Here is a 12,415-nt window from a genome sequence, read left to right as displayed (position 1 = left end):
CGCTTACGGCATTCGTTCGTTAGCATCGACGCCCTACGGACTTTTTGTCGGGACGGCGAATCCCTATTTCGGCTTCAGGCTCTTTCTCGGGCAGCAGCCCGGCGCCGACCTCGACGGTGATTCGTGGGCCGACGACGAGGATAACTGCCCCGGGGTCTGGAACTACGACCAGCGGGATTCCGACGAGGACGGCATCGGTGACGCCTGTGATCGGGACATTGACGGCGATTGCATTCCCAACGACGAAGACGCGGCGCCGTTTCGGCCGGCCCCGGCGGGTGTTGATACGGACCGGGACGGAATCCCCGACGGATGCGACGATGATGACGACAATGACTCCATCCCGGACGCCGAGGATAACTGCCCGCTGACCACAAATTTTGATCAGACCGACAGCGACGGAGACGGTGTCGGCGATGCGTGCCAAGGCACGAATTTCTCCGGACGTCCTGCGGGGTCAGGCGAAGGCAGCGGCGATCCGGCCGACGAACCGCAACTCAACCCCGCGGATCGACCCTCCGGCTCCGTTTGCGGGACGGGCATGGGCATGGCGATGAGCCTGATCGGTCTCATCCTCTCCTTTGCGCCCCGTGCTCGACGGAATCGCCGGTCGACATAGACTTATTTCATCAGGCGTGGTCGACTCGGATACTCGCAAGAGGATGGAAGTAACATGCGCGCGCACCGCAAAAATGCCCTATTCCTGATCGCGGCTGCCGCACTTGTGGTTGCGAGCAACGGATGCCGACTTCCGTTCAGTGCGCGCCCGCCGCAACAGCCGGCCTTCGGCCCCGGCGGCAGCGACTACACCCACGCCGCCGTTGGCGCTATGCGGCTTGGTGAAGGCGGCGAGGAAGTCTGGCTGTTCTGGCCGGAGGAACCCACGCCGGCAAAAGCTCCCCTGGTCGTATTCATGCACGGCTGGGGAGCGATCAGTCCCAAACCCTATGCAGGTTGGATCGCCCATCTTGTCCGCAAGGGCAACATCGTAGCCTATCCGCGCTATCAGGAGAGCATTTACACGCCGTTTGACGAAATGGAACCAAACGCCATCGCGGGTCTGCGCATGGCCTGGAAAGCGGCGGCCGGTCAGACGCCGGTTCGACCCGAGACCGATAAGGTCGCCTGGGTAAGCCATTCACTGGGGGGAATCCTGACGGTGAATCTGGCGTCAGCATCGGTCGATATCGGCCTGCCGCCGCCTGGTGCGGTCATGATCGTTCAACCGGGCGGTGATGAGCGCATCGCCTTGGTCAACGAGCCGGATCTTCCTGAATCCACGCGGGCTGTGGTGGTCACGGGGGACGCTGATCATTGGGTTGGTAGCGCGCCGGCCGCTCGAATTGTGGATGCATTGCAGAAAATCCTGCCGGCCGACCACATATCTTATGTAACCGTTCCCTCGGACTGGCACTCTTTTCCCCCGCTGATCGCCAACCATTTTGCCCCGCTGGCTCAAAGTCCGCTGCTGGATAGCGCCCTGGATGGCATCGCCGAGAACGGCACCAAGCAAGTCGATTTTTCGGCTGCGACCGCTGATGCCGCGGCCCCCGAGACCGACGCGCTGGATTATTACGGCTACTGGAAGCTGGCCGACGGGCTCATCGACGAAGTCTTTCGCGGGACGCATGGCGACTTCGCCTTCGGCGATACCGCCGCACAGCGCTTCATGGGAGTCGATTCCGACGGCGATCCGGTGCGGCAGCTCATCGTTCATGAGCTGTCCGCGTCAACCCCATGACGGCCCCCGGCATTCACCTTGGATCATCCGGCGTTTCCCGGTAACTTAGCTCGCGAGCGGTTCTATGAAAGGGAGCGTGGATATGAGGGAAATCGCCGTTGTCGGTGCGGGAACCATGGGCGCGGGCATCGCCCAGTTGGCCGCCCAGCAAGGCTGCACGGTCCGGCTGATCGACGTCAGCCGCGAAGTTCTTGATCGTGCGATGCAGGAGCTTGAGCGTCAGCTCGGACGCCTCGTTGAGAAGGGCAAGTTGAGCCCTGCTGAGCGCGACGTGACGATCCATCGCATCCGACCGCAGGACGCCATCCGCGATCTCGGCGATGTCGAACTGGCCGTCGAAGCCGTTGTCGAACAAATGGACATCAAGCATAAGGTGTTCTCGTCGCTGGCCGGAGCCTGTTCCCCGTCTGCGATTCTGGCGAGCAACACATCGTCGCTGTCGATTACGCAAATCGCCGAGGCAGTGGAGGATCGCTCGCGGGTGGTGGGGATGCATTTCTTCAATCCGGCCCCGATCATGCCCCTGGTGGAGATCGTCGCCGGGCGAGAGAGCGCCTCGACGGCAACGGACCAAGCCTATGAGGCAGCCAGGACTTGGGGCAAGGTGCCGGTTCATGCCAAGGACACGCCGGGCTTTATCGTCAATCGCGTTGCCCGGGGATTCTATCTGGAGGCGCTGCGCCTGCTTGGCGAAGGCGTGGCCGGTGTCGACGAAATCGACGGCATCATGCGCCTGCGCGGCGGTTTCCGCATGGGTCCCTTTGAGCTCATGGACCTCGTCGGGCTGGATGTGAACCTCGCGGTGAGCACTTCCGTATACGAGCAGTTCGGCCAGGCGGTGCGCTTCAAGCCTCACGAGATTCAGCAGCGCTTGGTGAGCGAAGGACATCACGGGCGGAAGACGGGCAGAGGGTTTTACGTATATGAGAATGACGCCGTGCTGCCCGCCTGTCCGGTCGATCGCCGCAGCTTTCAACTGACGCCCCTTCTTTCGGATGTCACCCAGGCGTTCGCCCACGGCGCCGGCGTCGATCGCGCCTCGGCCACAGAGGGCTACGTCTTCACGCGCATCCTCGCCGCGATCATCAACGAAGCCGGTCATGCCCTCTCCGACGGCGTTGCCACGGCCGATGACATCGATCTGGCCATGACCAAGGGCACGAACTATCCCAAGGGTCCCCTGGCGTGGGCGCAAGCGATCGGGCCGCGAACGGTTCGCGGGGCGCTAAAGGCACTCAACGAAGCGTCCGGCGATGGTCGTTATGCGCCGGCGAAGTACTTTGCCGAGGCGAGTTGAGGCATACAGCCGGCCGCTTGTGCCGTAGTGGCCGTTCAGTCTGAGTCATCAAGGGAGTAACAGGGAATTCCATGCGAAGAGTTGCCGTCATCGATGCCGTTCGCACGCCCGTCGGCCGTTACGGCGGGGCACTTTCCGCCGTTCGTCCGGATGATCTGGCCGCGCTGGTGATCTCGGCGCTGATCAAGCGCACGGGAATCGAACCGGCGCGGATCGACGACGTCTACTTCGGCGCCGCCAACCAGGCGGGGGAGGACAATCGCAATGTTGCCCGCATGGCCGCGCTGCTCGCCGGTCTGCCCGACACCGTTCCCGGATCGACGGTGAATCGGCTTTGTGCGTCCAGCCTCGATGCGATCAATATCGCGGCCCGGATGATCGAAGGCAACTGCGGGGACGTGATGATCGCCGGTGGCGTGGAGAGCATGTCACGGGCTCCGTTTGTCATTTCCAAGGCGGAAAGTGCGTTCAGTCGCGAGGCGGCGATATTCGACACAACGATCGGCTGGCGGTTCACCAATGCGAAGCTCGCCAGGCGGCACCATCCCTACTCGATGGGTGAAACAGCAGAGAATGTGGCGAAGAAATACAAATTGAGTCGGCAGGAGCAGGATGAGTTCGCTCTTCAGTCGCAGGTGAAGTGCAAGGCGGCAATGGAAAGCGGGCGCTTTCGGGACGAAATCGTTCCCGTCGAGATTCCTCAGCGGAAGGGCGATCCGATCATCGTGGACACGGACGAGCACCCCCGCCCCGAGACGACGATGGAAAAACTGGCCAAGCTCCCGCCGGCGTTCGCGAAGGACGGTACCGTGACCGCGGGGAATTCGTCCGGCATCAATGACGGCGCCGCAGCACTATTACTGGTCGAGGAGCAGATCGCTCGAAAGCTCGGCCTGCCCGTCGTCGCCTTCGTTGGCGCATCGGCAACGGCCGGCGTCGATCCTTCGTGCATGGGGCTGGGACCCATTCCCGCGACGCAAATGGCGCTGAAGCGTGCCGGCCTGACCGTGCGCGATCTGGACGTGATCGAGCTCAACGAAGCCTTCGCCGCGCAGTCGATACCCTGCATCCGTGAGCTGGCCTTGGACCCGGCGAAGGTCAATCCCAACGGCGGTGCCATCGCGCTGGGGCATCCCCTGGGATGCAGTGGCGCGCGTATTGCCACGACGCTGCTGCACGAGATGAAGCGGCGGGGAGCGAAGCGCGGTCTGGCGACCATGTGCGTGGGCGTCGGCCAAGGCGTGGCGACGGTGTTCGAGGGGACGAAATGACCCTCGAGATGAGCTGGAATGACGCCACGACGGCTCCGTGGCTCTTCCATCGGTGTCTGCCACCTTGCGGCAATGCTGCAACCTGCGGGCTGTCAGAGCTGGAGGCCGAGGCGGCCAATGCGCCAGCGAGGAAGAAGCTTGCCAGGATTACGACAGGCGACCCTGACGGATGAGGGTCATTGATGTGTCCCCACGAACCAGCGTCTCGCCGATCACTTGCCATATTGCTCTTCATCGCACTGGTTTTCTGTATCCAGGCTTTAATGGGCCTGACCTGGGGGCTGCCCTCCCGCGAAATCGACAAATACCTTTTCGGCGAAGGCGAGCCCTGGTCCGGTGAGAGGATCTACGAACTCGCCGGCGCGGCTGCGCGATTCGACCCGCAGTCCGCCCCTCGTCGCGGTGCGGACGTGGACATCAATCCGGTCTCTTCGTCGAGTGGCGACGCGCCGGTTTCCTTGAACGCGACGGAGGACGACGTCGCCAGAATCCTCCTTCGATATCGACTTTACACCTATCAGCCGGACGAAATGATCACCATGATGGCGCTAAGCAGCATGCGCCCCGGCAACCTCGACTTCGACCCGCGGCTCTACCAGTACGGCGGCCTGTTCCTCTATCCCGTAGGCGCCATGATCAAGCTCGGCGACGTATCGGGGCTGATCGACGTCCGCAGCGACGTGGTGTTCTACCTCGATCATCCCGATGAATTCGGCAAATTCTACGTCGCCGCCCGACTGTACGCCGCCGCGTGGGGACTGCTCGGCGTGTTCGTGGTCTTTGGCATCGGACGGCGTCTCGCCGGATCTCGCGCGGGAATCATCGCCGCGGCGCTGTTTGTCCTCCTGCCCGTCGTCGTGTGCATGTCGCACGAAGGCAAGCCGCACCTGCCCGGAGCCGTGCTGATGCTCTCGGCCGTGTGGTTTGCGATGCGGTACCTGGACCGACCCGGAACGACCCTCGATTGGTGGATGATGTGCATCTGCTGCGGCGCGGCGTTCGGCATGGTGCTGTCGTCACTGCCGATATTCGTGCTGATTCCGGTGGTGGCGTGGATGGAGCGTGGTCGACCGTCTGCGTCGCGGCGGGAGGTGCATCAGGGGATGCACCCCACAACGGGAGCAGACTGTAAGGAGGATTCCAGCTCAATAGCCGTGGCAGACGAGTCCGATACTTCGCGCAGGCGGATACTTGCGGCTCAAAAGAATGCGCCGCATCCTGCATTCCGCATCTTCGCTGCTCGGATTGGGTACGTTGTATGGCGAACGGTCGTCGGTGTCGCACTCGCCGCCGTCGTCTATCTTCTCACCAATCCCTATATCATCATCAACGCATTCACCAATCGCGAGGTCCTCCGCAGCAACTTCGGGAATTCCCTGGCGATGTACGAGGTCGCGCGAATCGGTGAGGGTTTTGTGCGTGTGCTGCAGCTTACAACAGAAGGTGCGACGTTGCCTGTGCTCGTACTCGGTGTGGTCGCGCTGGTCATCGCACTGTACCGCCGCAATTGGGTCATGCTGCCTCTGCTGATCCCCGCGGCTGTGTTCTTCCTGCAATTTGTGTTGATTGGCGCCGGTAAGCCCGGCGAATACGGCCGATTCGGCATCTTCGCAGATACGGCCTTGGCGATTGGTTCCGCCTGCCTGCTGGGTCAAAAATGGACCAGTCGCCGTGACATTCTCCACTGGCTCCCCGGCGCGATCGTCGCTCTCTTCGTCGCAGTCGGCGCATTTCCATACCTCTCCGGGTTTCGCGCCGATGCCGAGCGCCACGGTACGCGCGCCCGTCTCGCGGCGGATCTGCGTGAGGCTTCGTCCAACTGCGAACAGACCGGCGCCTGCTCATCCGGTTCGCCCCTTGAGATTGTCGTTCTGTCAGACCCTGCGCCCTATTCGCTTCCCCCGGTCCGTTTCGACCGGGTCCGTATTCTCCGGGTGGATTCCATGCAAATCGCCCGGCGCTGCGTTGAACTTGAACCGCGCCGCCGAGCGGTCGTCGTGCCCACGGACCGGCGCAGGAAAACGGCCGAGGGCATGTTCGTTCCCGCTTCCACGCCGATCAGTTGGGCCGACAAGCCTTTTCTTGTTGTGCTTCCGGATTCCTCCGGACCGGTTGACGCAGTCCAGCCAGCGTCCTAGCTTGGCAAGACTTGTTGCGTAGTCGGGAATGTGGAGTCGAGCAGTATGCCCAACCCCTTGTGTCACTTTGAATTGATGGTTGACGATCCGTCCAAGGCCCGTGCATTCTACGAGGCCGTATTCGACTGGACCTTCGACGACGCCTCCATGCCCGGATACACGCTCATTCAGACGGGGGCGGAGCCCACCGGCGGCATGTTCAAGAGGCCGGAGCTGGCTCCAGGCGTCTGTGCCAATATCTACTTTCAGACCCACGACCTCGATGCAACCTTGTCCAAGGCTGTCGAGCGGGGCGCGAAAGTCCTGGTCCCCAAGACGGCCATCCCCAACGTGGGCCATTTCGCCATGATCACCGACCCGGAAGGCATTCCCGTCGGCCTGATGCAGCCCAATTGATCGCGACACCCCTCAGATTCGCTGATCCGCCTCGCGCAATCCAACCGGCGGGGACAGGACCTCGCTCAGTACGATCGCGCGACGCAGCGCTGAAGGGTCGCCACTTGGAAACAGACTGGCCGCCGTAATGGCCGCGGCCGCTTCCGGGCGCTGCTCCACCGCTCCGGCGCTCTCGGCCACCTGTTTTATGACGCTTTCCAGGCTGGTGCGATGCGAGAAGGCGTCGGCTTCCTTCTTCTGAATCTCGTCAGAAGGAAGATGCCGCCGTTTTCCCTTGCCTGCCGGCCGCGCTTCCGGGGCGGTCTGTCGATTCGGTCCCGCTTTCGATTCCCGCTGGCGCTCCGCCCAGCTTGCTTCGGACGAGTCGGAGCGAACCGAACGCCGCGGCTTCCGCGGCGGTTCCTGGTGCCGATGGTGCTCTGGGGGCAACTCCACGTGCGGCCTTCCCCGCCTCGTCTCCGGGCGCTCGCCCCGCGGCTCTACCCGCTCCAGCTTGGGAACGCCTTTACCGGAGGCCCGCTCCGGCAACTTCGGAGGGGGAAGCGGTGGATGTACGCCCGGTGGAATCGGGTGCAAGGGGCTTCCCGGTCGATCTTCTTCGGACTCCAACTCGACCCATCCCCCGCCGTGTTCTTCCTCCTTCTTTCCACCGAAAAACTCGACCAATTTCTTCAGGACGGCGGCCAGCGCACCCCCGAACACGATCAGGACGATGATGATCGCCTGAATCCAGTCATCGAGGTTGGTCTGTTGAGCGAGCAGCCAATCCATAGCAAATCCCCGCATGAGCCAAACTCATCCACGCCGGGTCCGAAGCGTGATTACGTCGATCCGCCTTCCGGCTTGGGGTGCTGCCCGCCGCCGCCGATGGCGTCGCGCATGGTCGTGTCCGCCTGGATGTTTCGCATGCGGTAGTAGTCCATGATTCCGAGATTGCCGTTGCGGAACGCCTCGGCCATGGCCTTGGGAACCTCCGCCTCGGCCAGCGTGACCAGCGCCCGGTTCTCCTCGACCTTGGCGCGGTTTTCGGCGGCTTGGGCGATGGCCATCGCACGGCGCTTTTCTGCTTCGGCCTGGAACCGGCGCTTGTCCGCCTCGGCCTGATCCGCCTGAAGCTTGGCCCCGATGTTCTCGCCCACATCCACGTCGGCAATGTCGATCGAGAGAATCTCGAAGGCTGTTCCCGAGTCGAGTCCCTTGACCAGGACTGCTTTGGAGATGCGGTCGGGGTTTTCCAGCACGACCTTGTGCGTCTGGGCGGAACCGATGGCGCTGACGATACCCTCACCCACACGCGCGATGATCGTCTCCTCCGTCGCACCACCGATCAGCCGCTGGATGTTCGTCTTGACCGTGACCCTTGCCTTCGCCTTGAGCTGGATGCCGTCGATGGCTACGGCGTCGATGGTCGACTTGCCCAGGACGGGGTTGGGTACATCAATCACTTTCGGATTCACGCTCGTGTTCACGGCGTCGACGATGTCGCGACCCGCCAGGTCGATAGCGCAGGCCTTGCGCCAGTCGAGGTCGAGCGCCGCACGATTCGCCGCGATCATCGCCCGGGTTACGTTGGGGACCCGTCCCCCGGCGAGGTAATGACTCTCGAGATCGTTCGTCGTGATGTCGTGGATGGCGGCTTTGACCAGTTGGATCTTGCAAAGAACGATGGTCAGAGCATCGACCTTGCGCAGGCGCATACCGATGAGGTCCCACATGGTCACGCCGGCTTTGCTCATGTAGGCCTGGAGCCAGAGGCGGAAGAACTGGGCGATCACCAGCAGGATGACGAGAATGACAAGTCCGAAGACGATGATGGCCGCCCAGGCCCAGGAGCTTACTCCGGCCTTGGCTTGCGCAAGAAGGAATTCCGTCTCCCACGTCATGACAGGTCCTTTCCATTTCCAGTAAAGCAGTTTGCCGATTCCGTCGCCGGTCCGCCTGCGTCCGAACGCTAAGCAGTGGCGGTGTCCTCCGTCGTCGTTACCGACAGATTCCCATTCCTGATGCCGGTCGCGACCACGGCCGTCCCGGCATCGATCACACCCAATTCAGACACACAGGGCAGTCGTTTGCCCTTGAACTCGCACGTGCCCACGGGGCGCAGCGCCGTGACCGCCCGCCCCCGAAGTCCCACCAATGCCCGAAGCTCCTCAATGGGAACGCCGATGTCCGCCGACGTTAGCATCGGATTGGGCGGCGAGATTCTTCGGCCGATGGGGGTGACATGCCAGTACTTGATTGCGAAGTAGGCGAATATCGGGAGGAAGACCAGCACCGCGAAAATGGCCAGCGTTCCCGCGTCCCGCCCGCCGTACTGAAAGGTCTTCACGATCGCCGCGATCAGAAAGCCCACGCCTGCGATGCTCAGCACGCCGTGGGAGGGGATGAAGATCTCTGCGATGAGGATCAGCACCGCCACGAGAAAGAGAGCGATAATGAGCCCGAGCTCGGACATGATGTTCGCGGAACCTCCGGGCAGCGGAATCTGAGGCCGCCTCCGTCAGGACGCCTTTTCGCGGACGACCACGTGATTTCCCCGCCGCTCGATCACCTCGACCGGCCGGTTCGTCTCAACATATTCGCCCTGCGTGACGACGTCGACCAGCACACCCTGGAACTTTGCCCGCCCTCCGGGATGCAGCGGCGTCGCGCTGGTGCCCTCATCTCCCACGCGAGCCGCCCCGCGGTAGGCATCGTCCACGATCACGGAGGACGGCGTTGGATTATCCGGCACGATGCGGGCAAAGAACGGTGTCTTGGGGAGGTACTTGCTCAGCAGGAACATACCCACCAGCGAAGTGCCCAGCGCGCTCACGACGGTCATTGCCCCGACCTTGAGGGCATCGAGTGTTTCCGGCAGCCGCGGGAAGAGCAACGGGAAGCCCTGGCCCGGTTCCTCCGGTACAAACGTCGCGAGCATGCCGGCGAGAATCAATATGATGCCCGAAATCCCCGCCACGCCGAAGCCCGGAATCACGAACAGCTCCAGCAGCAGCAGGAGGATCCCCAGGGCAATAAGCAGAATCTCCCAGATGTTCGCGAGCCCCGTCATATAGGGCGCCGCCACGAAGATCCCCAGACAGATTAGCGCCACCAGACCCGGCACGCCGACCCCGGGGGTGTGGAATTCCACGTAAGCGCCGAGGAAAACGATAAGCAGCAGGAAGCCGCGTACGGCCGCCGAGGTCATGAACTGGGCGAGATTCTCCGACCAGCTTGCGTCCTCGCGAATGATCTCGCTCAGCCCGTAGCGGGCTTTCAATTGCGCTTCGTCGGAGATGATCGCCTTGTTAAAACCGTACGCATACGCCTCGCCGGCCGAGACCTCCAGCAATTGGTCGTCCCGCACCACCGGCTGTATCACGTCTACATCCACGTCGAGCACGGGATCGAAATACTTCCGGACCAGCTCCCAGGCATGCTCCGCATTCGAACCCGCGTTCTTCGACGGTCCCGGTACTCCGGAGCCGTCCACGCCCGGTTCCGTATTCCCGGCAGATTCGTCCTCCGTTGCCTCTGCGGCGTCGGTGGATACGTCGGCCGCATGGTTGCCCGCCTCATCATCCTCGACGGCTGCGTCTTCATCCGTTCTGCCGACAAGACGCAGCTTTTCCTTGCGAAAGACGAATTTCCGCTCGCCCGTTTCCTTGTTTTCGATCCACCAGACTTCTCGATCGGGCTTCACGAACGCCTCGCAGAGCACCTGGCTGTACCCGTTTCGCTTGCAGGAGGCACGAAAGTCGGCCAGCACGGGTGACATGGCCTTGGCCTCGAGGTCCTCCGGGACGGCCTCCACGCCGACCGGAGTGCCCATGATGACCTGGGCGCTGCCCATGCGCGAGGAGCGGGCCATGACGATTTCGTCGGCCGCAACGGCCACAATGGTTCCTCCCGAATGGGCGTTCGGATTGACCCACGCCACCGTCTTGACGTTGTCCATTTCCCGAAGCAGGTCGGCGATGGCGATGGAGCTGGTGACCATTCCGCCCGGGGTGTCCAATTCGATGACAATGACCTCGGCTCCACGCCCGCGGACTTCGTCGATGCGGCGCTCCAGGCTTTCCGCGGTCACATCCGTGATCTCCCCCTTGAGTGAAAGGATGGCGCCGATGCGGGGCGCAGATCCGTCTTGATCCTCGGTTGCGGGTCCGCCATGTCGAACGTCAGCCGGGCTCGAGACAGCCAGCACCAGGAGCGCACTGAGAGACAGCAAAAATCCGCCGGGAATTCGGAATCGCTTGAGGGGGTCAGGTAGCATGGAAGCAACTCCGACAGGTTGGCAAGAATCGGCTGAACCGATGTCAATTCACTGAAATTGTAGAAATGGGCCGTACTCCCAGCAAGTTGAAAGGAGTACGCTTAATTCTACCCGCCCCTGCGGCAATACCAATCCCGCTGGCGGTCTCATGCGGGCGAAGACCATTTTCGACGGAAATGTCACGTCATGATGAGGAATGAGCACCGGCCGGTTCGAGGGCGGTCCTTTCCGGGACACGGCGCCACCACTCGACCGTCCGCTTCAGCCCCGCTTCCAGATCGACGGTCGCGGTCCAGTGCAGCAGCTTGGAGGCTCGTGCCGTATCCAGTTGCCGCCGCGGCTGGCCGTCCGGGCGACTTCGATCCCAGGCGATTTCCCCGCGAAATCCGCTGAGTTCCCCGATCGTCTCCGCCAGTTCCGCGATGCGAATCTCGCGGCCAGTGCCCAGATTGATCGGGCGAGAATCGTTGTGCAGCGCCGCCGCAGTGACGATGCCCGCGGCCGCGTCATCCACGTAGAGAAACTCGCGGCTCACCTCTCCGCTTCCCCAGAGGGTCACCTTTTTTTCGCCGTGCTCTGCTGCTTCGACGAACTTGCGAATCATGGCCGGTATGACGTGCGACGTTTGCAGATCGAAGTTGTCTCCGGGACCGTACAGATTAACCGGGATCACGTAGACCCCGTTGAAGCCGTATTCCGCCCGATATGCCTCGAGCATCGTACCAAGGGCGCGCTTGGCTATCCCGTAGGGGGCGTTGGTTTCCTCCGGGAAGCCATTCCACAAGTCGTCTTCATGGAATGGGACGTCGCAGAATTTCGGGTAGGCGCAGACCGTACCCACCTGGACGAACTTGCCGGATCCACGGCGTCGGGCCTCCTCGATCAGGTGCAGGCCCATGGCCATGTTGGCATAGAAGAACCGACCGGGGTGTTTCTGGTTGGCGCCGATTCCGCCGACTTCCGCCGCAAGGTGCAGTACGACGTCCGGCCGGGCGTCGTCGAACAGCCTCGCAACGTCCTCCGCGCGGGTCAGGTCGTAATCCCCCGAGCGCGGCACGACGATCTGCTCCACGCCGGCTGACGCAAGTTTCGCGCACACCGCCCGCCCCAGGAACCCGGCTCCGCCGGTGACGCAAACGCGCTTGTTCTCGAGATAGCCCGCCATGTCCAACTCCACCGCGGAAACAGCACCGCCCGCGACGCGCGGGCGGATGCGGGCGTTATCGGCTTCCCTTCGGGGGAACGTCAAGCGTTCGTCGCGAACAGGCTCGACCGATCTCGGGGCGGCGTTGTTATCAGTATTGAAAAGGGCGT

At 62.7% G+C, this 12,415-nt stretch carries 11 protein-coding genes; 6 read left to right on the top strand and 5 right to left on the bottom strand.

What is annotated here, in order from left to right; all coding sequences use genetic code 11:
- The 6 genes from J5J06_13630 to J5J06_13605 form a co-directional block, all read left to right on the top strand.
- Positions 1-619: thrombospondin type 3 repeat-containing protein (locus J5J06_13630; GenBank protein ID MCO6438129.1), on the top strand; the 619-nt coding region annotated here is incomplete at its 5' end.
- A gap of 54 nt (positions 620-673) precedes the next feature.
- Positions 674-1,741 carry an alpha/beta hydrolase gene (locus tag J5J06_13625; GenBank protein MCO6438128.1) on the top strand — a complete coding sequence of 356 codons (1,068 nt, stop codon included), beginning with the start codon at positions 674-676 and terminating at the stop codon, positions 1,739-1,741.
- Between the two features lie 82 nt (positions 1,742-1,823).
- A complete protein-coding gene (locus tag J5J06_13620) occupies positions 1,824-3,038 on the top strand; it encodes a 3-hydroxybutyryl-CoA dehydrogenase (protein MCO6438127.1) in 1,215 nt (404 codons plus the stop codon).
- A 71-nt stretch (positions 3,039-3,109) separates the two neighbouring features.
- Positions 3,110-4,309: an acetyl-CoA C-acyltransferase gene (locus J5J06_13615; protein MCO6438126.1), complete on the top strand. Its 1,200-nt coding sequence runs from the start codon at positions 3,110-3,112 to the stop codon at positions 4,307-4,309.
- Between the two features lie 182 nt (positions 4,310-4,491).
- Positions 4,492-6,447 carry a glycosyltransferase family 39 protein gene (locus J5J06_13610; GenBank protein MCO6438125.1) on the top strand — a complete coding sequence of 652 codons (1,956 nt, stop codon included), beginning with the start codon at positions 4,492-4,494 and terminating at the stop codon, positions 6,445-6,447.
- 45 nt (positions 6,448-6,492) lie between these two features.
- Positions 6,493-6,843: a VOC family protein gene (locus J5J06_13605; GenBank protein MCO6438124.1), complete on the top strand. Its 351-nt coding sequence runs from the start codon at positions 6,493-6,495 to the stop codon at positions 6,841-6,843.
- A 12-nt stretch (positions 6,844-6,855) separates the two neighbouring features.
- On the opposite strand, the gene J5J06_13600 is transcribed toward J5J06_13605, so the two are convergent.
- The 5 genes from J5J06_13600 to J5J06_13580 all read right to left on the bottom strand — a co-directional run bounded on the left by J5J06_13600 (position 6,856) and on the right by J5J06_13580 (position 12,266).
- Positions 6,856-7,629: a hypothetical protein gene (locus J5J06_13600; GenBank protein MCO6438123.1), complete on the bottom strand. Its 774-nt coding sequence runs from the start codon at positions 7,627-7,629 to the stop codon at positions 6,856-6,858.
- A 35-nt stretch (positions 7,630-7,664) separates the two neighbouring features.
- Positions 7,665-8,726 (bottom strand): flotillin-like protein FloA, encoded by a 1,062-nt coding sequence (floA, locus tag J5J06_13595; GenBank protein ID MCO6438122.1) that lies wholly within the window; start codon positions 8,724-8,726, stop codon positions 7,665-7,667.
- Between the two features lie 68 nt (positions 8,727-8,794).
- Positions 8,795-9,298, bottom strand: a complete 504-nt coding sequence (locus tag J5J06_13590; GenBank protein ID MCO6438121.1) for a hypothetical protein — start codon at positions 9,296-9,298, stop codon at positions 8,795-8,797.
- A 45-nt stretch (positions 9,299-9,343) separates the two neighbouring features.
- Entirely contained in the window at positions 9,344-11,101 is a 1,758-nt protein-coding gene (locus tag J5J06_13585) for an ATP-dependent Clp protease proteolytic subunit (protein MCO6438120.1), read from the bottom strand.
- A 184-nt stretch (positions 11,102-11,285) separates the two neighbouring features.
- Positions 11,286-12,266 (bottom strand): GDP-L-fucose synthase, encoded by a 981-nt coding sequence (locus tag J5J06_13580; protein MCO6438119.1) that lies wholly within the window; start codon positions 12,264-12,266, stop codon positions 11,286-11,288.
- Positions 12,267-12,415: the final 149 nt, after the last annotated feature.

Source organism: Phycisphaerae bacterium, assembly GCA_024102815.1.
In the GTDB taxonomy this organism is placed as follows: Bacteria; Planctomycetota; Phycisphaerae; order UBA1845; family UBA1845; genus JAGFJJ01.
The sequence above is the reverse complement of the archived record's forward strand: the minus strand, read 5'-3'. Positions and strand labels throughout refer to the sequence as shown.

What these genes read in the sequence shown, in the direction of transcription:
- J5J06_13600 (MCO6438123.1), bottom strand. Translation starts at nt 7,629, where the DNA reads ATGCGGGGATTTGCTATGGATTGGCTGCTCGCTCAACAGACCAACCTC.
- floA (MCO6438122.1), bottom strand. Translation starts at nt 8,726, where the DNA reads ATGACGTGGGAGACGGAATTCCTTCTTGCGCAAGCCAAGGCCGGAGTA.
- J5J06_13610 (MCO6438125.1), top strand. Translation starts at nt 4,492, where the DNA reads ATGTGTCCCCACGAACCAGCGTCTCGCCGATCACTTGCCATATTGCTC.
- J5J06_13590 (MCO6438121.1), bottom strand. Translation starts at nt 9,298, where the DNA reads ATGTCCGAGCTCGGGCTCATTATCGCTCTCTTTCTCGTGGCGGTGCTG.
- J5J06_13615 (MCO6438126.1), top strand. Translation starts at nt 3,110, where the DNA reads ATGCGAAGAGTTGCCGTCATCGATGCCGTTCGCACGCCCGTCGGCCGT.
- J5J06_13585 (MCO6438120.1), bottom strand. Translation starts at nt 11,101, where the DNA reads ATGCTACCTGACCCCCTCAAGCGATTCCGAATTCCCGGCGGATTTTTG.
- J5J06_13580 (MCO6438119.1), bottom strand. Translation starts at nt 12,266, where the DNA reads ATGGCGGGCTATCTCGAGAACAAGCGCGTTTGCGTCACCGGCGGAGCC.
- J5J06_13605 (MCO6438124.1), top strand. Translation starts at nt 6,493, where the DNA reads ATGCCCAACCCCTTGTGTCACTTTGAATTGATGGTTGACGATCCGTCC.
- J5J06_13620 (MCO6438127.1), top strand. Translation starts at nt 1,824, where the DNA reads ATGAGGGAAATCGCCGTTGTCGGTGCGGGAACCATGGGCGCGGGCATC.
- J5J06_13625 (MCO6438128.1), top strand. Translation starts at nt 674, where the DNA reads ATGCGCGCGCACCGCAAAAATGCCCTATTCCTGATCGCGGCTGCCGCA.